26 protein-coding genes and 3 tRNA genes are annotated in these 23,391 nt (G+C 59.2%); 16 read left to right on the forward strand and 13 right to left on the reverse strand.

Annotated features, from left to right (window positions below):
• Positions 1 to 87: 87 nt before the first annotated feature.
• From ACR0I7_RS07060 to ACR0I7_RS07075, 4 genes are all read left to right on the forward strand, one after another.
• Positions 88 to 1,869, forward strand: coding sequence for a sensor domain-containing diguanylate cyclase (locus ACR0I7_RS07060; RefSeq protein WP_480509512.1), 1,782 nt, complete (start codon positions 88 to 90; stop codon positions 1,867 to 1,869).
• Positions 1,870 to 1,908: 39 nt separating this feature from the next.
• Positions 1,909 to 3,045 (forward strand): alpha-hydroxy acid oxidase, encoded by a 1,137-nt coding sequence (locus ACR0I7_RS07065; protein WP_480509513.1) that lies wholly within the window; start codon positions 1,909 to 1,911, stop codon positions 3,043 to 3,045.
• 145 nt (positions 3,046 to 3,190) lie between these two features.
• On the forward strand, positions 3,191 to 6,628 hold the full coding sequence (locus ACR0I7_RS07070) for a pyruvate carboxylase (protein ID WP_480509514.1): 3,438 nt from the start codon (positions 3,191 to 3,193) through the stop codon (positions 6,626 to 6,628).
• Positions 6,629 to 6,706: 78 nt separating this feature from the next.
• Positions 6,707 to 7,090 carry an MAPEG family protein gene (locus ACR0I7_RS07075; RefSeq protein WP_480509515.1) on the forward strand — a complete coding sequence of 128 codons (384 nt, stop codon included), beginning with the start codon at positions 6,707 to 6,709 and terminating at the stop codon, positions 7,088 to 7,090.
• Between the two features lie 3 nt (positions 7,091 to 7,093).
• Here the strand turns inward: ACR0I7_RS07075 and ACR0I7_RS07080 are convergent, their stop codons facing one another.
• Positions 7,094 to 7,246: a hypothetical protein gene (locus tag ACR0I7_RS07080; protein WP_480509516.1), complete on the reverse strand. Its 153-nt coding sequence runs from the start codon at positions 7,244 to 7,246 to the stop codon at positions 7,094 to 7,096.
• A 151-nt stretch (positions 7,247 to 7,397) separates the two neighbouring features.
• Between ACR0I7_RS07080 and ACR0I7_RS07085 the strand changes: the two genes are divergently transcribed.
• From ACR0I7_RS07085 to ACR0I7_RS07095, 3 genes are all read left to right on the forward strand, one after another.
• Positions 7,398 to 7,472, forward strand: a tRNA-Gly gene (locus ACR0I7_RS07085).
• A 33-nt stretch (positions 7,473 to 7,505) separates the two neighbouring features.
• Positions 7,506 to 7,580, forward strand: a tRNA-Gly gene (locus tag ACR0I7_RS07090).
• A gap of 84 nt (positions 7,581 to 7,664) precedes the next feature.
• Positions 7,665 to 8,531, forward strand: a complete 867-nt coding sequence (locus ACR0I7_RS07095) for a GNAT family N-acetyltransferase (protein WP_480509517.1) — start codon at positions 7,665 to 7,667, stop codon at positions 8,529 to 8,531.
• Here the strand turns inward: ACR0I7_RS07095 and ACR0I7_RS07100 are convergent.
• Positions 8,528 to 8,767: an Lrp/AsnC ligand binding domain-containing protein gene (locus ACR0I7_RS07100; RefSeq protein WP_480509518.1), complete on the reverse strand. Its 240-nt coding sequence runs from the start codon at positions 8,765 to 8,767 to the stop codon at positions 8,528 to 8,530. The genes ACR0I7_RS07095 and ACR0I7_RS07100 overlap by 4 nt on opposite strands.
• Before the next feature lie 154 nt (positions 8,768 to 8,921).
• Here ACR0I7_RS07100 and hisB point away from each other — a divergent pair, with 154 nt between their 5' ends.
• Both hisB and hisH read left to right on the forward strand, forming a co-directional pair.
• A complete protein-coding gene (gene hisB, locus ACR0I7_RS07105) occupies positions 8,922 to 9,509 on the forward strand; it encodes an imidazoleglycerol-phosphate dehydratase HisB (RefSeq protein ID WP_480509519.1) in 588 nt (195 codons plus the stop codon).
• Entirely contained in the window at positions 9,510 to 10,148 is a 639-nt protein-coding gene (hisH, locus tag ACR0I7_RS07110; protein WP_480509520.1) for an imidazole glycerol phosphate synthase subunit HisH, read from the forward strand.
• A 4-nt stretch (positions 10,149 to 10,152) separates the two neighbouring features.
• On the opposite strand, the gene ACR0I7_RS07115 is transcribed toward hisH, so the two are convergent.
• Positions 10,153 to 10,554, reverse strand: coding sequence for a DUF2147 domain-containing protein (locus ACR0I7_RS07115; RefSeq protein WP_480509521.1), 402 nt, complete (start codon positions 10,552 to 10,554; stop codon positions 10,153 to 10,155).
• 133 nt (positions 10,555 to 10,687) lie between these two features.
• Here ACR0I7_RS07115 and hisA point away from each other — a divergent pair, with 133 nt between their 5' ends.
• Together hisA and ACR0I7_RS07125 are read left to right on the forward strand one after the other, a co-directional pair.
• Positions 10,688 to 11,410 (forward strand): 1-(5-phosphoribosyl)-5-[(5-phosphoribosylamino)methylideneamino]imidazole-4-carboxamide isomerase, encoded by a 723-nt coding sequence (gene hisA, locus ACR0I7_RS07120; protein WP_480509522.1) that lies wholly within the window; start codon positions 10,688 to 10,690, stop codon positions 11,408 to 11,410.
• Between the two features lie 5 nt (positions 11,411 to 11,415).
• Complete coding sequence (locus tag ACR0I7_RS07125) at positions 11,416 to 11,892, forward strand: DUF2867 domain-containing protein (protein ID WP_480509523.1); 477 nt, start codon at positions 11,416 to 11,418, stop codon at positions 11,890 to 11,892.
• A 1-nt stretch (position 11,893) separates the two neighbouring features.
• Here the strand turns inward: ACR0I7_RS07125 and ACR0I7_RS07130 are convergent, their stop codons facing one another.
• Positions 11,894 to 12,340, reverse strand: coding sequence for a DUF302 domain-containing protein (locus tag ACR0I7_RS07130; RefSeq protein WP_480509524.1), 447 nt, complete (start codon positions 12,338 to 12,340; stop codon positions 11,894 to 11,896).
• A gap of 117 nt (positions 12,341 to 12,457) precedes the next feature.
• Between ACR0I7_RS07130 and hisF the strand changes: the two genes are divergently transcribed.
• From hisF to ACR0I7_RS07145, 3 genes are all read left to right on the forward strand, one after another.
• A complete protein-coding gene (gene hisF, locus ACR0I7_RS07135; RefSeq protein WP_480509525.1) occupies positions 12,458 to 13,219 on the forward strand; it encodes an imidazole glycerol phosphate synthase subunit HisF in 762 nt (253 codons plus the stop codon).
• A complete protein-coding gene (locus ACR0I7_RS07140) occupies positions 13,216 to 13,533 on the forward strand; it encodes a phosphoribosyl-ATP diphosphatase (protein WP_480509526.1) in 318 nt (105 codons plus the stop codon). Before hisF ends, ACR0I7_RS07140 begins: the two co-directional genes overlap by 4 nt.
• Before the next feature lie 85 nt (positions 13,534 to 13,618).
• Positions 13,619 to 14,194 (forward strand): hypothetical protein, encoded by a 576-nt coding sequence (locus ACR0I7_RS07145; protein ID WP_480509527.1) that lies wholly within the window; start codon positions 13,619 to 13,621, stop codon positions 14,192 to 14,194.
• 3 nt (positions 14,195 to 14,197) lie between these two features.
• Here the strand turns inward: ACR0I7_RS07145 and ACR0I7_RS07150 are convergent, their stop codons facing one another.
• From ACR0I7_RS07150 to rlmB, 4 genes are all read right to left on the reverse strand, one after another.
• Positions 14,198 to 14,668 (reverse strand): CoA-binding protein, encoded by a 471-nt coding sequence (locus ACR0I7_RS07150; protein WP_480509528.1) that lies wholly within the window; start codon positions 14,666 to 14,668, stop codon positions 14,198 to 14,200.
• Positions 14,669 to 14,865: 197 nt separating this feature from the next.
• Positions 14,866 to 15,264, reverse strand: a complete 399-nt coding sequence (locus ACR0I7_RS07155) for a YHS domain-containing (seleno)protein (protein ID WP_480509529.1) — start codon at positions 15,262 to 15,264, stop codon at positions 14,866 to 14,868.
• Positions 15,265 to 15,422: 158 nt separating this feature from the next.
• Entirely contained in the window at positions 15,423 to 15,578 is a 156-nt protein-coding gene (locus ACR0I7_RS07160; RefSeq protein ID WP_480509530.1) for a hypothetical protein, read from the reverse strand.
• Positions 15,579 to 15,716: 138 nt separating this feature from the next.
• Positions 15,717 to 16,490, reverse strand: coding sequence for a 23S rRNA (guanosine(2251)-2'-O)-methyltransferase RlmB (gene rlmB, locus ACR0I7_RS07165; protein ID WP_480509531.1), 774 nt, complete (start codon positions 16,488 to 16,490; stop codon positions 15,717 to 15,719).
• 116 nt (positions 16,491 to 16,606) lie between these two features.
• Here rlmB and ACR0I7_RS07170 point away from each other — a divergent pair.
• A tRNA-Tyr gene (locus ACR0I7_RS07170) sits at positions 16,607 to 16,690 on the forward strand.
• 148 nt (positions 16,691 to 16,838) lie between these two features.
• Here the strand turns inward: ACR0I7_RS07170 and ACR0I7_RS07175 are convergent.
• The 5 genes from ACR0I7_RS07175 to ACR0I7_RS07195 all read right to left on the reverse strand — a co-directional run bounded on the left by ACR0I7_RS07175 (position 16,839) and on the right by ACR0I7_RS07195 (position 22,276).
• Positions 16,839 to 17,360 (reverse strand): DUF2478 domain-containing protein, encoded by a 522-nt coding sequence (locus tag ACR0I7_RS07175; protein WP_480509736.1) that lies wholly within the window; start codon positions 17,358 to 17,360, stop codon positions 16,839 to 16,841.
• A gap of 72 nt (positions 17,361 to 17,432) precedes the next feature.
• Positions 17,433 to 18,098, reverse strand: coding sequence for an NnrU family protein (locus tag ACR0I7_RS07180; protein WP_480509532.1), 666 nt, complete (start codon positions 18,096 to 18,098; stop codon positions 17,433 to 17,435).
• Positions 18,099 to 18,203: 105 nt separating this feature from the next.
• Positions 18,204 to 20,270 carry an ABC transporter permease gene (locus ACR0I7_RS07185; RefSeq protein ID WP_480509533.1) on the reverse strand — a complete coding sequence of 689 codons (2,067 nt, stop codon included), beginning with the start codon at positions 20,268 to 20,270 and terminating at the stop codon, positions 18,204 to 18,206.
• Positions 20,267 to 21,316 carry a quaternary amine ABC transporter ATP-binding protein gene (locus tag ACR0I7_RS07190; protein WP_480509534.1) on the reverse strand — a complete coding sequence of 350 codons (1,050 nt, stop codon included), beginning with the start codon at positions 21,314 to 21,316 and terminating at the stop codon, positions 20,267 to 20,269. Before ACR0I7_RS07190 ends, ACR0I7_RS07185 begins: the two co-directional genes overlap by 4 nt.
• 9 nt (positions 21,317 to 21,325) lie before the next feature.
• On the reverse strand, positions 21,326 to 22,276 hold the full coding sequence (locus tag ACR0I7_RS07195; RefSeq protein WP_480509535.1) for an ABC transporter substrate-binding protein: 951 nt from the start codon (positions 22,274 to 22,276) through the stop codon (positions 21,326 to 21,328).
• A 414-nt stretch (positions 22,277 to 22,690) separates the two neighbouring features.
• Between ACR0I7_RS07195 and ACR0I7_RS07200 the strand changes: the two genes are divergently transcribed.
• Positions 22,691 to 23,353: a DNA-3-methyladenine glycosylase I gene (locus ACR0I7_RS07200; protein ID WP_480509536.1), complete on the forward strand. Its 663-nt coding sequence runs from the start codon at positions 22,691 to 22,693 to the stop codon at positions 23,351 to 23,353.
• Positions 23,354 to 23,391 lie beyond the last annotated feature (38 nt).

Here is a 23,391-nt window from a genome sequence, read left to right on the forward strand (position 1 = left end):
TATTATCCCAAGCCTTCCTGCAGTCGTTAACCGGTCATCAAGAGAACTGCCCGCAAACTGCGCCAGAGCCACAGACGGAGGCAAAAGATGGAGCAGACTCGGACGACAGGCCCCAAGCGCGGTCTGCTGACGCAGATTGTAATCATCACCGGCTTTCTATGCGCCATCGGCCTTGCAGGATGGGTCGCGATGTATGGGGCCATACCGATTGTGAACCGGATGATCGAAGCCGACGTCCGGCACCGGGCCGAAGTCTGGCGCGAACAGGTGATCACGTTCATCCCCGATCTGCAGACGGCCTTTGGCGACGGCCGCATTGGCGATGCCGATGCCGAACTGCTGCGCCGCGTTTTGAATGCGTCCGAGATTTACCGCCTGCAAGTCTATGACACGACGGGCAAGATGATCTGGTCTTCGTCGGGCGCACACAGCCACGCGCCGCCCCTGCCGCAGGAAAGGCGCAGCGCAACGGTACTGGGCGACATGTTCTATACGCTGTCTCAGCGCTCCGCGTTGGAGGTGTTGTATAGAGAGACCGAAAGCCTCACCACCTCGGACCAGGTACGCGATGTCGCCGAGGCTGTCAGCGCAGTGACCAATGGCGGGGCTTATCTGGGGGCACTGGAATTCTTCACCGATGTCACCGAGCTGCGCCAGGATTTCATGGCACAGGTTCGTCCGCTTCTGGCGCTGATCGGCGGGCTGGTCGTGTCGGCCATTTCGATTGTGTTTTTCATGTCTTATCGCAGCAACCGGATGCAGTTGCTGGCCATGCGGAACCGGTCAAAGGCCGAGCGCAAGCTGCTGGATGACCAGCTCAGACTGGCGCGCGAGGTGCAGTTTCTGGGCGAATTGAACGAGTGGCTGCAATCCAGCCGCAGCCTGGACGAGCTGTTTGACATGGTTGGCCGCTTTATGACGCATATTCTGCCCAAGGCCGAAGGTAGCGTCTATGTCTACTCGAACTCGCGCGACGTGCTGGATGGGTGTGCCAGCTGGAACGGCGGCTCACACAAAGCGCACATACACCCTGAAGGCTGCTGGGGGCTGCGACGTGGGCGGACTTACGAGTTCGGATCTTCCGAGATCGACTTTGTCTGCGAACATGCAGAACCGCATGACGGGCGACCGTATTTCTGCTTTCCCATTCTGGCGCATGGCGAGACTATCGGGCTGCTGCACTTGCGCGCGCAAGAAGGCGACAGCGCTGCCTTTCACGACAGTAAGAAGCTGGCCCAGCTCTGCGCCGAACAGATCAGTATGGCGATTGCCAATGTCCGGATGCGCGATCAGTTGCATGACCAGTCGGTGCGCGACCCATTGACTGGTCTGTTCAACCGCCGCCACATGACCGAGACACTGCGCAAATCAATAAGCCGCAGCCAAAAAACCGGCGCACCGCTCAGCCTTATTGCCGTGGATGTCGATCACTTCAAAAAATTCAACGACACCCATGGACATGATGCCGGAGACATGGTGCTGCGCGCCGTTGGCGCAGCGCTTGAACAGGGCTGCGACCGGGATGAGGTCGCCTGCCGCATCGGAGGTGAGGAGTTCATGTTGATCCTGCCGGATAACACGCAGGACGACGCATTGACCCGGGCCGAACAGCTGCGCCAGGCGGTCGAGGCGATTTCGGTCCGATACGGCGAAAAATCATTGCCGAGGATCACCATATCGCTTGGTGTCGCGCACTATCCTGTGCATGGAACGATGCCGCAGGATTTGATGCGGGCGGCGGATGGTGCGCTGTATCAAGCCAAGGATAAAGGCCGCAATCAGGTACAGGTCGCGCAGGGGGCTCTGCCTACCGCGCTTAAGCAGGGGCCTGCGGCATTGGAATCGCAACCGCCATCTTCGGCGGCCTGATCCTCTTGCCGAATCGCACAGCAGGTCCGATCAAATGCCATGGACCTCCACAGCACCTATCCGGGCATTGAAGATCTGAAGCGACGCGCGCGCCGCAGGCTGCCACATTTTGTCTGGGAATATCTCGACAGTGGCACCGGGGCGGAACTGACACGCAGGCGCAATCGCGCAGCGCTGGATCGTATTGGTTTCATGCCCTCGATACTGCACGGGCCTCTGGAATTTGACCTGAGCACATCGTTTTTGGGGCGCCGTTTTGACCTTCCCCTTGGCATCGCGCCGATCGGTATGTCAGGGCTGATCTGGCCAAATGCCGAACGCATTTTAGCCCAATGTGCCGCTGATGCAGGTCTTCCCTACACGTTGTCAACTGTCGCCAGTCAGAGCCCCGAAGACATCGCTGCCCATATCGGCGAAGACGCCTGGTTTCAGCTCTATCCCCCGAAGGACCCTGAAATTCGCGCCGATCTGATAGATCGTGCACGGGCGGCTGGCTTTAAAACCCTGGTGTTGACAGTCGATGTACCGGTCGCCTCTCGCCGAGAACGCCAAACACGATCAGGTCTGACGCATCCACCTAAGCTCACGCCACGCTTGCTGGCGCAAATCGCGATGCGGCCCACCTGGGCGCTGTCCATGGCGCAGACCGGGGTTCCGCACATGCGCACGCTGGACAAGTATATCGACAGCAGCCTGCAATTACCGCCGACAGCTCATATCGGTTACCTGCTGCGCACGTCACCCGACATGAGCTATGTTAAATGGTTACGCGACCACTGGCAGGGGCCGCTGATGATCAAAGGTGTCCTGCGCGCGGAAGACGCTGAACGGCTGGAGCGCGCAGGCGCTGACGCGCTGTGGGTTTCGAATCACGGTGGGCGGCAATTCGACGGCGCCCCGGCTAGCATAGAGGCGCTGCCCGCCCTGCGCGCCACAACCAAACTGCCCCTGATCTTTGACAGCGGGATCGAGAGCGGGCTGGACATCTTGCGCGCCATATCTCTCGGGGCCGATTTCGTTATGTTGGGCCGCGGTTTTCTTTACGGCCTTGGGGCGCTGGGTCCTCGTGGCCCCGCCCATGTGATCGACATTCTGCGTCAGGATATACAGGCAAACATGGGACAGCTCGGAGCCTCACATCTGCAACAATTGCCCGCTTCTTATCGTCACGATTGATGCTGCGGCGCAGCAACTGTATGAAGAACGCGTAAAAAAATGGCGTTTGCGAGCAAAAACCTGACGGTTCTACCCAGAAGTACAGATATCGCTGCGCATAATCTCTGCGTAATCATACGCCAGATTCGAAGACCGGGAGCCCTTCATGACTGAATTTGGAAAGATACTGATAGCGAATCGCGGTGAGATAGCGATTCGTGTGATGCGCGCCGCGAATGAGATGGGCAAGCGCACGGTTGCGGTTTTTGCCGAAGAGGACAAGCTTGGTCTTCATCGTTTCAAGGCGGATGAGGCGTATCGGATCGGTGAGGGTCTTGGCCCTGTTGCGGCCTATCTGTCGATTGATGAAATCATTCGGGTCGCGAAGGAAAGCGGCGCGGATGCGATCCATCCGGGCTATGGGCTGTTGTCCGAGAACCCAGATTTTGTAGATGCCTGCGTGCAGAACGGCATCACCTTTATTGGTCCGAAGTCCGAGACGATGCGGGCGCTGGGGGATAAGGCCAGTGCGCGCAAGGTGGCGATTGCAGCGGATGTGCCGGTGATCCCGGCGACCGAGGTTTTGGGCGACGATATGGACGTGATCCGCAAGGAGGCGGCTGAGATCGGATACCCGCTGATGCTGAAGGCCAGTTGGGGTGGCGGTGGGCGCGGCATGCGTCCGATCCTGTCCGAGGATGAGCTGGAAGAGAAAGTGCTGGAGGGCCGTCGCGAGGCTGAGGCCGCGTTTGGCAATGGCGAGGGGTATCTGGAGAAGATGATCACCCGCGCCCGCCATGTCGAGGTGCAGATTTTGGGCGACAAGCATGGCGAGATTTATCATCTCTATGAACGCGACTGCTCGGTCCAGCGGCGCAATCAGAAGGTCGTGGAACGCGCCCCGGCCCCCTACCTGACCGAGGAACAGCGCGCCGAGATTTGTGAGCTGGGCCGCCGCATCTGCGCCCATGTGAACTATGAATGCGCCGGTACGGTCGAATTCCTGATGGATATGAACACCGGCAAGTTCTACTTCATTGAGGTGAACCCGCGGGTGCAGGTCGAACATACTGTCACCGAAGAGGTGACGGGCATCGATATCGTTCAGGCGCAGATCCTGATCGCCGAGGGCAAGACGCTGGCTGAGGCCACCGGCAAAGACAGCCAGGATGAGATTTGGCTGAACGGCCATGCGCTGCAGACCCGTGTGACCACCGAGGACCCGCTGAACAACTTCATCCCCGATTATGGCCGCATTACTGCCTTTCGCTCGGCGACCGGCATGGGCATCCGTCTGGATGGCGGCACGGCCTATGCGGGGGGCGTGATCACGCGGTATTATGACTCGTTGCTGACTAAGGTCACCGCCTGGGCGCCCACGCCGGAAAAGGCAATTGCCCGGATGGACCGCGCCCTGCGCGAGTTCCGCGTGCGGGGTGTTTCCACCAACATCGCCTTTGTCGAGAACCTGCTGAAACACCCGACCTTCCTGTCGAATGAGTACACCACCAAGTTCATCGACGAGACGCCGGACCTGTTTCATTTCCAAAAGCGCCGCGACCGGGGCACCAAAGTTCTGAACTATATCGCCGACATCACCGTTAACGGCCACCCCGAGACCAAGGACCGCCCCCGCCCGCGCGCCGATTTGAAAGAGGCCAAGCCCCCGGCAGCACACTCAGAGCCGCAGATGGGCACCCGCAACCTGCTGGAGCAAAAGGGCCCGCAGGCGGTGGCCGACTGGATGAAGGCCCAGCGGCAGTTGCTGATCACTGACACCACCATGCGCGATGGGCACCAGTCACTATTGGCTACACGGATGCGCTCGATCGACATGATCAAGGTGGCGCCCAGCTACGCTGCCAACCTACCACAGCTGTTCAGCGTGGAATGCTGGGGCGGCGCAACCTTTGATGTGGCCTATCGGTTCCTGCAGGAGTGCCCCTGGCAGCGTCTGCGTGATCTGCGCGAGGCGATGCCGAACCTGATGACCCAGATGCTGCTGCGTGGCGCCAACGGGGTGGGCTATACCAACTACCCTGACAATGTGGTGCAGGAGTTCGTCCGTCAGGCCTCGCAGAATATCGATGTGTTCCGGGTATTTGACTCGCTCAACTGGGTCGAGAACATGCGCGTGGCGATGGATGCCGTCATCGAAAACGGCAAGATCTGCGAAGGCACAGTCTGTTATACCGGCGACATTCTGGACCCGGACCGCGCCAAATACGACCTGAAATACTATGTCGGCATGGCCAAAGAGCTGCGCGACGCAGGCGCGCATGTGCTGGGCCTCAAGGATATGGCGGGGCTGCTGAAACCGGCCTCGGCCCGCATTCTGATCCGAGCACTGAAAGAAGAGGTCGGCCTGCCGATCCATTTCCATACCCATGACACGGCCGGCATTGCCAGCGCGACCATTCTGGCCGCCTCTGAGGCGGGCGTGGATGCGGTGGATTGCGCGATGGACAGCTTCTCGGGCAACACGTCTCAGGCGACGCTGGGCACCGTGGTCGAGGCGCTGCGCCATACTGAGCGCGACACCGGCCTGGACATCAAGGCGATCCGCGAGATCAGCGATTACTTTGAGGCGGTGCGCGGCCAGTACGCGGCCTTTGAATCCAGCCTGCAGGCCCCGGCGTCTGAGGTCTATCTGCACGAGATGCCCGGTGGCCAGTTCACCAACCTCAAGGCGCAGGCGCGCTCTCTGGGGCTGGAGGAGCGCTGGCATGAAGTGGCGCAGATGTATGCGGATGTGAACCAGATGTTCGGCGATATCGTCAAGGTGACACCCTCGTCGAAAGTGGTGGGGGATATGGCGCTGATGATGGTCAGCCAGAACCTGACCCGCGCGCAGGTCGAGGATCCGGCGACCGATGTGGCCTTTCCGGATTCGGTCATCGACATGATGCGCGGCAATCTGGGGCAGCCTCCAGGCGGGTTCCCAGGCACCATCCTGACCAAAGTGCTGAAGGATGAGGCGCCCAACACCGACCGCCCCGGCAAGGATGTGCCACCGGTCGACCTTGAGGCCGCCCGCACCGATCTGTCCAAACAGCTTGAGGGCAAAGAGGTCGATGACGAGGATCTGAACGGCTATCTGATGTATCCCAAGGTGTTCCTGGATTACATGGGCCGCCACCGCAGCTATGGCCCCGTGCGCACCCTGCCGACGCGAACTTTCTTCTATGGCATGGAGCCGGGTGAAGAAATCACTGCCGAGATCGACCCCGGCAAGACATTGGAAATCCGCTGTCAGGCCGTTGGTGAGACCGATGAAAACGGCGAGGTCAAAGTGTTCTTTGAACTCAACGGTCAGCCGCGCGTGATCCGGGTCCCCAACCGTCTGGTCAAATCAGCCACTGCTTCGCGCCCCAAGGCCGAAGCCGGCAACCCGAACCATATCGGCGCGCCGATGCCGGGTGTTGTGGCCATGGTGGCCGTCTCGGCCGGACAAGAGGTCAAGGAAGGCGATATGCTGCTGACCATCGAAGCGATGAAAATGGAAACCGGCATCCACGCCGAACGCGACGCAACGGTCAAAGCCGTCCATGTCCAACCCGGCGGACAGATCGACGCAAAGGACCTCCTCGTCGAACTGGAATGATCGGGAAAACAGCCTAAACTCACAAAGGCCGCGCGGGAATACTGCGCGGCCTTTTACGTGCCTCAGCGGAGACCAGACATGCTTGCCATCACCCCGATCTATGCTGCCTTGATTGCCATTCTCTATGTCGCGCTCAGCGCCAATGTGATCGCCTGCCGCCGCCGCGAAAAAGTCTCCGTCGGCGAAGGAAACAACAAGGCGATGCAAAAGGCCATGCGCACCCATGCCAATTGCGCGGAATACGCCCCCTTTGCCCTGCTGCTGATCGCGATGGCCGAGATCCAGGGGGCCAGCGGTCTGCTTGTGAACCTGCTTGGGCTGTCGCTGCTGGCCGGGCGTTTGCTGCACGCTTATGGGTTCGGGAAAACCCCGCAGGTCATCATCCTGCGTCAAATGGGTATGCTACTGACCTTTGCCGCCATTCTGATCTCAGCCCTGGCCAATCTGGTCCTGGCGCTTTGAGAGCTACCCGGTCAGTAACTGCGTTTCGATTGGAGGCGCCGGTACCAGCATCGGATCGACCTGCACCACCCTGTCCGGACCTCGGCCCGACAGGGCTGCGGCCAGCAAAATCATCGCCGCCAAGGCAGCCATCTTAACATTCTCGACCCTCGCCATTTATGTCACCCCAATGATTGTTGTCTGACAATACTCTGGGTCTTTAACGCACCAGATTTGCGGTTCCGTCGAAAAAGATTTTTTCAGATTTCTGCGTTTTTCCTCTTGCAGCTTTGCGCCAGAATTTATACTTCACGCCTCACTCAACGGTGCGGGCGTAGCTCAGGGGTAGAGCATAACCTTGCCAAGGTTAGGGTCGGGCGTTCGAATCGCCTCGCCCGCTCCATTGAGAGGTCTCAGGACCACATAAGTATCTGATGCGGGCGTAGCTCAGGGGTAGAGCATAACCTTGCCAAGGTTAGGGTCGGGCGTTCGAATCGCCTCGCCCGCTCCAGATACCAAAGCTTTCAAACATGCTGGTTCTTTTGCGGGTGTTGCGCCATTCTGGTCGCATTCCGCAGCTCAGGATCATTAGCCCATGTCAGATTACGTCATCCGCCCCCTTACCTCCGAAGAAGTCCAACACGCCGTGGATTGGGCTGGTCGCGAGGGGTGGAATCCCGGCGTGCATGACGCCGAATGCTTTCGACCCACCGATCCGAGTGGTTTTCTGGGTGGCTTTCTGGATGGCGAAATGATCGCATCCGTTTCGGCGGTGAACTACGATGATGCGTTCTCGTTTCTGGGGTTCTATATCGTCCGGCCTGAATTCCGGCATCACGGACATGGGCTGGAGATATCCCAACACGCATTAGCCCATTGCAAAGGACGCAATATGGGTCTGGATGGAGTAGTTGAGCAACAGGACAACTATCGCAAATCCGGTTTCACCTTTGCCTATAACAACTATCGGTTTGCCGGGACCAAACGCGGGATTTTGGACAAGCTTGGGCAGATCCCCGGTGATTGGGTGAGTGATCTGACCGAGGCATCCGATGCGCTTAAGACCTATGACCGCAAACTGTTCCCGGCACAGCGTGACCTGTTCCTGCAAAGCTGGCTTTCGGCGTACAGCCATACCTCAAAGGTCTTTGTCGAAAACGGCCAGATCAAAGGATATGCAACACTGCGCCCCTGCCAGACCGGATACAAGGTTGGGCCCCTGTTTGCGGATACGGCTGAAATCGCGCGCGCCTTGCTGGGCGCAGTTCTAGGCGCGATCCCTGATGACCATCAGGCGCATGAGGTCTATGTGGACATGCCGCAACCCAACGCGGCCGCCTTTGCGCTAGCGGATCAACTCGGGCTGGAGAAGGTGTTTGAGACCGCGCGGATGTATTCTGACCATGAACCGGATATCGATCTGGATCGCATCTTTGGCGTGACGACCTTCGAGTTGGGCTAGAACGCCTTGAACGTCATTGTGGTCAGCGAGCGTTCGATATTTGGAATCGACAGCAGGTTTTCATTGATGAAATGCCCAACATCCTCGGTCTCGGGGATGTAGAGTTTCAGCAGCAGGTCATATTCGCCGCTGGTCGAGTACAGCTCGGAATGAATCTCGCGCAATGCGATCTCTTCGGCGACGCCGTAGGTGGTACCGGGTTTGCAGCGGATCTGGATAAAAACGCAGGTGGACATGGTTTGGCCCTGTTGATTGGTTTGTCGGCAGGCTGGCATGGGCCGGGGCCGGGTGCAATCCCCTGCAACAGTTTGCAGCATTTGGTGCGCTTGAGACTGGATAAGCCCCGCCTACCCCGTCTATAAGCCCTCTCGAAGCAAAAGGAATTCGCCCATGCGCAGCGCAAAGATCAGCCGTCAGACCGCCGAAACCGAGATCACGGTCGAGGTCAATCTGGACGGCACTGGCCAGTATGACAACCAGACCGGCGTTGGCTTCTTTGACCATATGCTGGACCAGTTGGCGCGTCATTCGCTGATCGACATGACCATCCGCGCCAAGGGCGACTATCACATCGACGATCACCACACGGTCGAGGATACCGGCATCGCACTGGGTGAGGCGCTGACGCAGGCGCTGAGTGATAAGAAAGGCATCCGGCGCTATGGCGAATGCCACCTGCCAATGGATGACGCCCAGGTGCGCTGTGCGCTGGATCTGTCGGGCCGCCCATTCCTGATCTGGAATGTTGATCTGCCGACGCCCAAAATCGGCACCTTCGACACCGAGCTGGTGCGCGAGTTCTTTCAGGCGCTCAGCACCCATGGCGGCATCACCCTGCATATCGACCAGTTGCACGGGTTCAACAGCCACCACATCGCCGAGGCCGCGTTCAAGGCGGTCGCGCGCGCGCTGCGTCTGGCAGTTGAGACCGACCCGCGCAAGGCGGACGCGATTCCGTCCACCAAGGGTGCGCTGTAGATGCTAACAGCCATTATTGACTACGAAAGCGGCAATCTGCACTCGGCAGAGAAGGCGTTTCAACGGATGGCGCATGAGCTGGATGCGGGTGAGGTTGTCGTGACCTCGGACGCCGATGTTGTGGCGCGGGCCGACCGGCTGGTGCTGCCCGGTGACGGGGCTTTTCCCGCCTGCGCGGCTGAACTGCGCGGGCACAAAGGGATCTATGACGCGATGGTTGAGGCGGTCGAGCAGAAAGGCCGCCCCTTCTTGGGTATTTGCGTTGGCATGCAGTTGATGGCCAGCAAGGGCCATGAATACACCGAAACCGATGGTCTGGGCTGGGTCGCTGGCGATGTCATACGGATTGAACCTTCAGATGAGGCGCTGAAAGTACCTCATATGGGATGGAACGATCTGGTTCTGGAGAATGCACATCCGGTTTTTGACGGCGTCAAAACCGGGGATCACGTGTATTTCGTCCACTCCTACCATTTCCGCGTTAACGCCCCGGTCGAGCGGCTGGCTTATGTAGGATATGGGCAGGACGTCACGGCCGTGATTGGCCGCGACACGATGCTTGGGATGCAGTTTCACCCTGAGAAAAGTCAGGATGTGGGGCTGCGCATGATCGGAAACTTCCTGACCTGGACCCCCTGAGCGGTTACTGAACCCGCGTCCAGACCTGACCGCGGCACACAAGCCCGCCAGCAACGCAGCCCTTGACGGTCAGCTTGTTCTGGCCGTCCAGTGCCATTTTCGAGCTGTAGGTTTTGTCGCGGTCCGGCGCCCAGATTTTACCGCTGTCATACTTGCCGCCGCCTTCGGCCACCATGTCCCAGATGATCTGTTTGCCAAGGTTTTCGTATTCCAGCTGCTGGTTTCCATCCTTGTCAAAGGCGCTGTCAATCGTGCCGCAGATGGCGCTGCCGCATTCCGCGATCGAGACATGCAGATAGCCGCCGGTATCGCCAGGCGCGGTCTTCCACAGCCCGTCAACCGGATCAGCGGCAAAGGCTGTGGTGGCCAGAGCGGCAAAGGCCGTTGCAAGCGTAAAGGTTTTCATAATCAACTCCCTGTTTTGCGGCCAGTCTGGCCCGCCAATCCATACCGGGCAAGATTGACTTTGCGTCGCGTTGATCCCCTGCCCGGCTTGTGCAATATCCCGCGCAAGTAAAATCTATATAGGGCCGCCCGACATGATCCTCTACCCCGCCATCGACCTCAAAGACGGTCAGGCCGTGCGCCTGCTGCGCGGCGAAATGGACAAGGCCACCGTGTTCAACGATGATCCGGCTGCGCAGGCCCGCGCCTTTGTCGAGGCCGGCTGCGACTGGCTGCATCTGGTTGATCTGAACGGGGCCTTTGCCGGTGAACCTGTCAACGCGTCACCGGTCGAGGCGATTCTGAAGGAATGCAACGTGCCCGCGCAACTGGGCGGCGGCATCCGCGATATGGCCACCATCGAGACATGGATCGACAAAGGTCTGGCCCGGGTGATTCTGGGCACCGTGGCGGTTGAAAACCCTGATCTGGTACGCGAAGCCGCGAAGGCCTTTCCCGGCAAGGTCGCCGTGGGTATCGACGCGCGCAACGGTCTGGTGGCCACCAAGGGCTGGGCCGAGGAGACAAACGTGCAGGTCACCGATCTGGCGCGCAGTTTCGAAGATGCAGGCGTTGCCGCCATCATTTATACTGACATCAATCGCGATGGTGCGATGCAGGGCCCGAATGTCGAAGCGACTGCTGATCTGGCTCGCGCGGTTGATATTCCCGTTATCGCCTCGGGCGGCGTCTCATCGATTGATGATCTAATTGCCCTGCGCGATTGCGGCGCAGATTTGAATGGTGCGATCTCCGGACGGGCGCTTTATGATGGCGCCATCGATCTGAAAGAGGCTCTGAGTACGCTCAGAGAATAGCACAGATGTTCAAAACGCTGGTCAACCGATCCACATTGCCCGCAACAAGTTTGCTGAACAAACGACTGAAAGACGGTGATTTTCTGGATTGCTTCAGCGTCGCATCTGATTTGTCGCCCCGCCAAGCGGCTGAGATTATTACGAGCTTTCCGAACTGGGCCATGGCATTGGTTCGGTTGCGCGGGTTACTGGTGGCTCCGTTCGGCCTCAGCCGGACCGGGCCTGAAGCCGCAGACAAAGTTGGGATATTTCCTGTAGAGCAGGATGACAGCACCGAGGTGATCGCAGGGTTCAATGATCGCCATCTGGATTTCCGGGTGTCCGTGCATTCCGAAGGCGGCCGCATCTCGCTGGCGACTTGGGTGCATCGGCACAATCTGGGCGGGCGGCTGTATCTGGCCGCGATCCTGCCCTTTCACATCCTGATTGCCCGGAACGCGCTTGCGCGGGTCAGCCGCGCCAGCGCATCCCGGGCTATATGACTCAGCCCGCGGCTGCGGCAGTCAGTTTTGCCAGAGCACCGCGCATCTTTTCGATGACAGGTGCTTCTTCGACGTCATCCAGCTCGTCCATGGTCTCTTTCGGGTCTTCATAGGTCAGCCAGACCTGACCGTCCGCGTCTTCATAGGCCTGAACCTTAAGCGGCAGGAACAAACCCGCGCGCGGGTCGATCTGCATGGCGGGAGTGCCCAACTTGGGGTTGCCAAAGATCAGCACCTGGTTCGCAGGAATGCTGAGCCCAACTTTTTCGGCACCGGCCGCGTGGTCGATCCGGGCAAAAACGGTCGCACCTGCATTGCCAACCGCAGCTTCGAGAGCGTCCAGCGCCTCGGATACGGATTTATCGGTGCTTACCTTGATGATATCGTCTGCCATCGCTGCGACAGCGCCTCCTAGAATGAATGTGGTCGTCAGAAAGAGTTTACGCATCTCATTGATCTCCTGATAAATTTGGGGCCATCTTTCACAACTTTGAAGAGACTGACAATCACAAGTCTGGCATCAGCGGGGCTTTGCCGGTAGAGGTGCGGCAACAAAGGAAACCGCATGCTGAAAACCCGTATCATTCCCTGTCTGGATGTCGCCGATGGCCGCGTGGTCAAAGGCGTGAACTTTGTCGGTCTGCGGGATGCGGGTGATCCAGTGGAATCAGCCAAGGCCTACGACGCCGCTGGCGCTGATGAGATTTGTTTTTTGGACATCCACGCCACCCATGAGAACCGGGGCACCATGTTTGATGTGGTGCAGCGCACGGCCGAACAGTGCTTTGTCCCCCTGACAGTAGGCGGAGGCGTACGGACCAAAGACGATGTACGCGCCTTGTTGCTGGCGGGGGCTGACAAGGTCAGCTTTAACTCGGCCGCGGTTGCCAACCCTGATGTGATCGCCGAAGCCGCCGATCAGTTTGGCAGCCAGTGCATCGTCTGCGCCATTGACGCAAAAACCGTGAGCCCCGGCAAGTGGGAGATTTTCACCCATGGCGGGCGCAAACCCACCGGTATTGACGCGGTCGCGTTCGCCAAAACCGTCGTTGCCAAAGGTGCGGGCGAAATCCTGCTGACGTCGATGGACCGCGACGGCACCAAGGCCGGGTTCAACCTGCCGCTGACCCGCGCCATCAGTGATGCGGTGGATGTACCCGTCATCGCATCGGGCGGCGTTGGCAATCTGGACCACCTGGTCGAGGGCGTCACAAAAGGCGGGGCAAGCGCCGTTCTGGCCGCGTCGATCTTCCATTTCGGGGAATATACGATCCGCGAGGCCAAAGAACATATGGCTGCAGCAGGTATTCCGATGAGGCTGACATGAGTATTCTGAATAAGCTTTCCGCAACCATCGAAGCCCGCAAAAACGCAGATCCCGATAGCAGCTGGACCGCCAAGCTGTTGGCCAAAGGGCCCGAGAAATGTGCCGAGAAGTTTGGGGAAGAGGCGGTCGAGGCCATCATTGAGGCCGTCAAAGGTGACAAGGCGGCACTGACCGCAGAAGCGGCGGATGTGCTGTACCACCTACTGGTGATGCTGGCCGCACGGGATGTACCGCTGGAGGATGTGCTGCAAGAGCTGGAGCGCCGTCGGGGCACCAGTGGCATCGCTGAAAAGGCCGCACGCCCCGACAGCTGACAGCATGGGTTTCGTCGCCCCGCGACGCATCTTATAGTCGTCGACCAAGGCGCTCCGACGCGCAGGCAGATCAAAGGACCCAAGAATGATCAGACCTCTGGCCTGTGTGATGACCGTGTTTGCCCTTGTGACGCTGGGTGCCTGCTCGGCCCCGCCTCCGGCCAGCGATGATGACGTGACGCGGCTGGCTACCGAAATCCAAAGTCTGGGCCCCGATATCGACCCGGAAGAGGCCGACCGGGCCGCGCGGATCGCCTATTCCTACACGGCGCAGCTGGCGCAGGACTATGAAATCACAGACCCGCCTTTGATCCACAACGCCAAGGTCAACAAGGGTCTGCGCCCGCGTGGCCTGTGTTGGCATTGGGCCGAAGATATTGAACGGCGCCTGAAACAAGAAGACTTTCAGACACTCGAGGTGCATCGCGCCATTGCCAATGCGGACAATCCGTTTCGAATCGACCATAGCACCGCCATCATCAGCCGCCGGGGCGAGACGCTGTATGACGGTGTGGTGCTGGACCCATGGCGCTATGGCGGGGTGCTGTTCTGGTCACCTCTGATAGAGGACACGCGATACAAATGGGTCCCGCGAGAGGTGGTGCTGGAGAAACGGCGGCAGGAACAGCAGGCACGGCTGACGCCCCTGCCCGCCCAATAGACCTCAGAGCTTGGACGAGATCACACCGGTTGCAAAACCACCCATGCGCAGCTCGCCAAATAGACGCTGATATTCGATCTTGGGGCAGCGGTTCATCACCACATCGACGCCGCGCGCCCGTGCCGTAGTGGCGGCTGCTTCATGTTCAACACCGATCTGCATCCAGACCGTTTTCAACCCAGGGCAGGTTTGCAGTGCCTCTTCCACGATCGGTGGAACCGCCTCAGACCGGCGGAAGATGTCAACCATATCAACAGGCTCAGATATCTCATCGAGTGACGCGCGCACCGTCTGCCCGAACAGCTCCTTGCCCGCATGCCCCGGATTGACGGGAATAACCATATATCCCCTGAGCGAAAGATACCGCGCCACATAATAGCTGGGCCGCACTGGGTTCATCGACACGCCAACCACGGCAACCACCTTAGTGCGTTGCAGGATATCTTTGAGAAATGCGTCAGAATAGTCGGGCATGACCTGACTCTATCGACTGCCCGAACAAGAAAAAAGCGCCCGAGATATCCTCGGGCGCAAGTTTTGGAACGAGGGACAGTGAAATGACCCGCGGCAGTTCCATTCCGCGGTCACTGTGACATTTAAGCACGAGTTGATTAAAAAAAAGAGGTCGCGCGCATTTTTGTGATGACAGATCAAAAATGGCTGAATTCAGCCTATTTTTGATACAGAGCCTCGGGCCAATGTTCATCAGCAAGACGAATATTTTGGGCTTCGTTGCGGGACCACATCTGTTCGATTGCCCGAGAATGTGTCAGATACAGGCGACCATCAACGATCTTCCAAGCCCTTGGATCGGTACTGCTTAGCGTCCCTTGCGCCATTGCATAGGCGCAATACCCGCCGAACTGAGGTGCATAGGCACGAGGATCGCTTTCAAATCGCTCACGGTTTTTTTCAGAAGAAAAATGCCACTCTGCCCCTTTCCACATCACGGCAATGTTGGGCTGACCGGGCACCGGCGTATCGCTATCGAAATAAGAGACAGCGTCATACCCCGAGATGGCAAGGCCATCCTGAGCATAGAATACAGGTGCTTCCTGCGCATCAAGCATTGATGCAGCAGCAACGGCGGCAAGACTAGCAAAGAAGGAACGGCGCGACAGCATTTGATCAGATCGTGTTTTCGGAATTCGAGATCTGGAAAATGCAACATTTTTCGTCCGGCGGCACCCCTGTTGACAGGCTTGTGAACAGGCGTGTCGCGTTTGGACTAGTCGAATATGTCTTCGATCACATCCCAAGCTTCGTCCAGAGCGCGCGAAAAAAGACCTTTTTTCTTCTTTTTCTTCCTTTGGTCCTCAAAGCGCGGCTTGGTTGGCTTTTTGCGCATCTCTGTCTGGCTCACGACCTTGCTTTTGGGGATCATCTTAAGATCATGCAGCGGCGCACCGCAGCTGGAACAGCTCAACTCATGCCGTTGTTTCCCCTTGAGGACCAACGCGGCGCGCGTTCCGCAATAGCAGCATGTGGCAATTTTAGACGGGCTGGAAATGATGCTCTCCTGTCACTTGTGTCTGGATGCATATAAGGCGATCGCCGACGCATTTGAAACATTCAACGAACCAAACCCGCCCGCTGCGTCGATTTTAACCAGTTGGTCTACCGTCTCTTTGGTCTTTTGCCGCAATCCCGGCCCCTCGGCCCCAAGGACCAGAGCAACAGGGCTGTCGCGGCGGCCATCGACGGCTGTTTCAATGGTCTCTTCGGCTTCGCCATCTAGACCGAGAACCAGAAACCCCATGCCCTGCAATTCCGTGATGGCATCCGCCAGATTGCGCACCCGCAGATAGGGCTGACGCTCTAACGCACCACTTGCGGTTTTTGCCAACGCGCCGGTCTCGGGCGCCGAATGGTGGCGGGTGCCGATCACCGCGCTGGCGCCCAACACCTCAGCCGAGCGCAGAATCGCGCCGACATTATGCGGGTCGGTCACCCGGTCCAGCAGAACCACACGGGGATGTTCACGGCCAATACAGTTTTCGGCCAAACCGCCCCAATCCAGCGGCTTGACCTCAAGCGCTGCCCCCTGATGCACTGAGCCGGGATCAATCGGCGCGTTGAATTTGCGCGGGTCCACCATCTCAGGCTCGATCGCGGCAAACTCAATCGCCTCGGTCAGTTTTGCCTGCGCATTGCGCGTCACAATCAGGCGCAGCTTGTGCCGACTTGGGTTCATCAAGGCATCACGCACGGCGTGCAGACCGAATAACCAGACGGTCTCTGACGCGGCAGCTTTGCGTGCCTGTTCCTTTTCGACGACCCACTTGGGTTTCTTCATTTTTGGGGCCTCCGGGCCGTGAAATCGGTTTCCTGCGCCAAAGCGATATTTTCCTGTTGACGCTCGTTTAGAGCGCTAGTAATCACGCCTCCACGTCAGGTGCAACGCCTGACAGTGGGCGACAGGCCGCAAGGTGTGGCAGGGGACTGTAACTCCCTCGCGGAGACGCACGCCTGGTTCGATTCCAGGGTCGCCCACCACTTTAACTTAGCATTGAAAGTGGTGGAAGCTTCGCCCAAGGCTACCTTGGCGCGGTATACCGGGTCTAAAAAACTGACGCGAAGTTACCGTGAGACGTGCGAAAGCTGCACACGTCGCACGCCAGGTCGACGGTCGGGCTGGGTGGCGCTATTCGGCGGCGGGGCGCAGGCCTGTAACCTGATCAAACCAGGCCTCGATAGCGTCCAGATCAGCGATCAGTTGCTGCGCCGAATCGTCGGTGAAAAGCTGGAACTTCTCGTGGTTCAACCCGTTCACGCCAACAAGAACCGGGATGTCGCGCGCCAGCGCATCAGCGATGACAGGCCGGAACCCGCGACCGTCCGATTCATGCTTGCCGAACTTGTTGATGATCAGCAGCTCGGGCGCATCTGACAGAGATGTCGTGACATAGCCCACCGCCTGCTCCAACGCCGCAGGGTCCAGACGGCAACCACGCGACAGGGTGCCCAGAGATTGCGAGATGCGAATGGTTTCACCAGCCGGCAGAACGCGCAGATCCATATCGCATTTGCTGCTGTCGGCGCATTCCGTGTTGGTCTGGACAACGCCTGAAAGCTTTGCGCCCCGGTTCTGAAGACGCTCGGCCACGGCGCTGAGCAGGCGGTCCGTGGCGCCCCGATCGGTGGTTGTTACATAGGCCAGATGCATGGAAAGACCCTCGCAATTCAATTCGTGACGTTTCAGATAGCACGCATGAGCCCGTCCGGCCACTGCCTGACACTATGGCAGTGGAGACAGACCAATCACAGGTGCATGCAGGTGAAGCAGGGCCGCATAAGCGGCCAATGCGGCAAAGCTGATCCAGAGCGGCGGCAAGGGGCGTGGGGCACGCAGAGACAGGCGCGCGGTGTGACGCGAGACCTGATCCCAATGCGCCCCAAACGCATGCGATTTGCGTCGGTCAATCAGCACCATGCCCAACCACGAGAACCCCACGAACAAGCCAAACAGGATGACGTGAGACAGGCTGCCATTTGCCAGCAGATGCGCCAGCGCCCACAGCATCAGCGCCACCAAAATCGGATGGCGGGTTGTGCACAGGATGCCAGGCCGATCAGGATCAAACGGAGTGTTCCCAAGGCCCCCAAACGAGAACGGGTTCTGGATCGTCAAACCCGTCAGCGCCAGCCAGCAGACAACCGGCATCACCAGCACGGGGGCCCAGCGGAAGGCCGCCAGCGGGGGGATCACCTCGACATATGGGGCCTGAGCCGCAGCCACGATCAGCCACGCCAATACCGCCAGAGAACATGCTGAATAGACAGAGAAATAGGCCGTTCTGCCCATCGCACCGATCAGCCGCGCTCTTAATGCAGGGCGCGCCGGAATGACGTGGCTCAGCAAAAAGACGGTGAGTGCAGCGGTGAATGGGCCCCAGCCGGCCATGGTGATCTCCGAAGTTGTTTCTCACGACCTACCGCGTTCGGCGAGGCCGGTCTTTGTCCGAAGTCAAATGCGGGCAAGGGGCGGATGCGCCGCCCTGCCCTGATGTCACAGTCCCAGCGCTTTGCGCCGTTCCTCGGCAAAGCCCTGCACCATACGGTCAGCGATCAGGGCCAGAATGGCCATGGCCGCCCCGGCCGAGATGCCCAGCCCCACATCGGCCTGCCCCAGCGCCAGATAGATCGATTGACCCAGACCGGTGGTCCCGATCAAGGCAGCAATCACCAGCATGGCAAAGGCATAGAGGATGGTCTGGTTCAGCCCCAGTAGAATGGTCGGCGCGGCATATGGCGCGCGGACATCGCGCATGATCTGCCATTCGGTCGCCCCGCTGGAGATCGCGGCCTCCATCATTTCTTCCGGGGTGTTGACCAAACCGTGCCGTGTGTAGCGGATCATCGGGACAATCGCATAGGCGCAGATCGCCAGAAAGGCCGAGAACTCGCCGATCTGGAACACCATCAGCACGGGGATCAGGAACACGAACAGCGGGATGGTCTGCAGCATATCGCAGATCGGACGGACGACTTTCCAGACTGGGCTCCAGACCGCGCTGGCCAGGCCGATCAGACCGCCGACAACCGCGCAGGAGAACACCGCCGCTCCGCTGAGGTAGAGCGACAGCAGCGCCCTCTCCCACAGGCCTGACACAAGGATGGTGCAGAGCAACCCAACCGACAGCGCCGCCAGCCGCCAGCCGCCCGCGACCCATCCCAGGGCGGCTGCGCCGGTCAGAACAAAGGGCCATGGCAGATTGGCGATGCCGGTTTCCAGCATGCCGATCAGGATCAACACAACCAGCCCGCCGGTCAGATGCCCGCGCCATGCCATCAATAGGGCGATGGCGGCACCCACAGCAAAGAGGCCAAAGCTCATCGTTTGCGTCCACTGGAAGCCCCATGTGAAGGGCAGCACCGCCTCATCCAGCCCGATCCGCAGCGGCAGAAGCACATAGAACATCGAGTTGTTCTTGAGCGCATCTAGCCAGCTCCCGTTCGTCTGGGTAAAGGCTGTCAGGCCGCTGTCCACCGCTTCCGCCACCGGGTCCAGCAGGGTCAGTTCCGCAGGGTTTGGAAGCCAAGCCCAGAAGGCTGCGGTAAACAGCACTGTAAAGGCAAGGATGGCCCAGACAACGCGTTGATCATAGCGCTTGCGCTCGGTCGCCAAAGTGCCGCTCATTCGGTCGATCACAACTGCAAAAACCACGATGACCAGACCGGCCATCAGGGATTCACCGAACTGGGCCTTGCGCATGGTCAGCAGGACCTCCCAGCCGATATCGTTGAACCCGCCAATGACAGCAGCAATGATGACCATCGACAGCGCCGCCATCAAACATTGGTTGACACCGACCATAATCTGCGTCGCGGCGGCCGGGATTTCGACCTGAAACAACTGCTGAATGCGCGTCCCGCCCGACATGATGGCGGCTTCTTTGATCTCGGGCTCGACCCGTTCGAGCCCCAGCAGAACGTTGCGCGCCATGGGCGGCGCCGCATAGATGGCCGACGCGATCAGGCCGACCACCGGGCCAAACCCAAAGAGCAACAACAGAGGCGTCAGATAGGCAAAGGTCGGAACCGTCTGCATGATATCCAGCACCGCCTGAACAGCGGCCTTCACGCGCGGAACTTCGTACGCAAGGATGCCTATTGCGCCGCCAACGGTCAGAGCGACCGGCACCGAAACGGCAACCAGCGCCAGCGTATTCATGCTTTCGGCCCAATAGCCCGACGCAAGTACAAAGCTGAGGCCAAAGAAGCCGAGCGCCGCCATCGGCAGACCACCCAGATACCACCCCAGTGCGGCGACCAGTCCGATCAGAATGGGCCATGGCGTCTGGCCCAGCACATAGTTCGCCCAATCCATCGGATAGGTCATCAGATCTGAAAACAGTCGCGCAACCGGTTTGATTCCATTCAGAAACCAGTCCAGAAACGCGCCGACCCAGTCGGTTGCCGGTATCCCCCATGCGGCGGGCCATTTGGCCAGCCAGGGCAGGCTGGGTTCCAACGCCAGACACAAGGCGCCAACGATAACGGTGATCAGCGCCGCCTGCGCCCCCACTGTCAGCCGTGCGGCCTGCTGCGTTGGGATATCTGAGGCAACACTCATGCGTCATCCACCTGCAACGCCGCCGCCAGATCGGCGGGATGCACTGTACCGACAACCGTCCCGTTTTCGTCGCGCACCGGAACCGGCTCGTACAGTTTCATGCAATGCGCTAGCGCCGCGTCCAGCGTCATCGAAGTGGTCAGGCCCGGATCGTCGGGGCCGCACTCCGGTTCTCCGCGAACGACCGAGGCAACCTTGGCGTGCTGGCCCTTGGCGACATCTTTAGAAAACTCACGCACGTAATCATCGACCGGATGCAGCACGATATCAGTTGGCGTGCCGATCTGAACGATCTTGCCATCGCGCATGATGGCGATGCGGTCGGCCAGCTTCAGCGCCTCTTGGATATCGTGCGTGATGAACACGATGGATTTCTTCAACGTCGCCTGAATGCGCAGGAATTCATCCTGCAACTGGCGGCGGATCAGCGGGTCGAGCGCCGAGAAGGGCTCGTCCAGAAACCAGATATCGGGATTAACAGCCAGTGAACGGGCGATCCCCACACGCTGGCGCTGGCCACCCGAAAGCTGCCGGGGGAAGCTGTTTTCGCGCCCTTCCAGCCCCACCAGCGAGATCACCTCTTGCGCGCGGGCCAGCCGTTCTTTGCGACCAATGCCCTGCACGCGCAGCGGATACGCCACGTTCTCGGCGACGGTCATGTGTGGGAACAGGCCGAAGTGCTGAAACACCATGCCCAGCTTTTTGCGGCGCAGTTCGGTGAGAGCCTTTTTAGACGCCCCCACAACATTTTCGCCATCAACGCGAATTTCGCCACCGGTGCCCCGCAACAGTTGCGAGATACAGCGGATCAGCGTGGACTTGCCCGAGCCCGACAGGCCCATGATGACAAACAGCTCTCCGTCCTTAACCTCGAAATTGGCGTCCTGCACGGCGGGGATGAACCCGTTTTCGCGCAGCTCTGCGGCGGCTTTGTCGGCATCATTCCCTGACCGAGACAGCGCGTCGGTCAGGGCTTTGTCAGCGCCGGGGCCAAACACCTGCCAGAGATTCTGGCAGGCGATGGCTGGCGTCTTTGTTTCAACCACTGCGTGAGCTCACTTGGTGGCCGCGTCGACAACCGGACGCCACTTGTCTTCGTTTGCGGACATCCAGGTGGCAACCACCTCTTCGACCTTGCCGCCATCGACGTCGATTGCGCCCATCATCGGCTGCTGGTCTTCGACCGCCAGCTCATAGTTGGACAAAATCTCATAAGCTGCTGGCCATTTGTCCGCCATGCCGCTCCAGCTGGCCTTGAAGATACGCGACGGCGCAAAGTCGCAATCGTTCACAGCGTTGGGGTTCGGACCCCAGGCCGGATCGTTAAAGCACGCCTCTTCGCCTGCAGGCAGGTCGACGAACTGCACATCATAGGCAGACATCGCCCAATGTGGCTGCCAGAACGTAATCAACAGCGGCGATTTACGTTCGGTCGAGGCACGCAGCTCAGCGATGAGAGCCCCCTCGGATCCAGCAGGAACCGCTTTGAACGGTAGCTCGAGCCCGGTCATACGATCCGCGCCAGGTGTGCCCCAATCGGCGGGATAGTCAACCAGACGACCTCCGGGCAGCGTTTCAGCGGTGGCAAAGACCGGTGCGCAATCCTTCAATGCTTCCCAGGCCGGCAGGCCGGGGCACAGTTCGGCCACATGCGCCGGGTATGCGATGCCTTCTTTGGCGTCGAGCCCCAGATCGCCGATTTCGACAACCGTGCCTTCCGCAACCTTTTTCGCGTATTCGTCCGATACGTTGGACGACCAGATTTCCAATGTCGCGTCGATGTCGCCATCGGCCAGCGCCTGGAACTGGTTCATCATGCCAGCCGTCACATATTCAACATTGTACCCAGCAGCCTTGAGCATCTCACCGGCCACATGTGTGGTGACATGCTGTCCGGTCCATTCGTTGACGGCCAGTTTGATCGGCTCGTCCACAGCCCCCATATCCGCCGCCTGCGCCGCACCCGCGACAGCAAACGCCAAAAGGCTTACACTCAGATTCTTCATGGAATTGCTCCCTGTCTTATTAGTTTTGCCCACCCCGGCAGCTGTTGTTCCACCGGTTGACATGTTCAATGACAATACTCTGTCGCAACATGCACACACTTGATCAGAAGGTCGAAGTGAACAGCTTATCAGATGACGAGTGTCCCCTCGTCTTTGCGCGCCACTTTTCTTCCCCCCACAACCGCAGTTCAAATCCACACACTGATGCTAAGCAAATCACATTTGGCGCGAAATTGACTGGCGGGTCAATCACAAACCCGAATCCCCGGATTTGTCGAGCATTTCTTTTCAATTTGTTTTGAAAAATCAAGGCGTAGTGGTTGGATGGGGTTCAAAACACAAAAAGTGTGCAAAGTTTAGACGGACGTCGCTACGATCCGGATCAGAGGCTGACCAACCAGAGGGCGATACCCCATGCGTCATTTTGATGAGATTTACACACTGGCTGCAGAACGCCACGGCGGCGCGAACGCGCTGGAGGCAAAGCTGATCAAGCCCAAGACGCAGGCGGCGCTTACAGCGATGCCCGAGGATCGCTGGCTGTCGATTCTGACCAAGTGCATCTTTCAGGCTGGGTTCAACTGGAAAGTCATCGACGCCAAGTGGGACGGGTTTGAAACGGCGTTTGAAGGGTTCGATGTCGGGCGCTGCGCGTTTATGGACGACGACAAGTTCGACGCGCTGCTGCAGGATACCCGGATCGTGCGCAACGGCACCAAAATCGCTACCGTGCGCGAGAATGCCGCCTTCCTGTTAGAGCTGCGCCAAGAAGGCGGCGCCGGACAGGTTCTGGGCGGCTGGCCGTCCGAGGATTACATCGGATTGCTGGCCATGCTGGGCAGCCGGGGGTCTCGCCTTGGCGGCGCATCGGCCCAATACGCCATGCGCTTTGCCGGACGTGACAGTTTCATTCTGTCGCAGGATGTCACCGCGCGGCTGATTGCCGAAGGTATTGTCGACAAGGCTCCGACGTCCAAGAAAGCGATGGCGGCCGTACAGCAGGCGTTCAACAGCTGGATGGATCAGTCCGGGCGCTCACTGACTGAAATCAGCCGGACCCTGGCGATGAGTGTATGAAAACCGCTTGCAGCACCAGCCCCGCGCACTAGGGTTTG

Source organism: Ruegeria sp. AM1 (assembly GCF_056540745.1).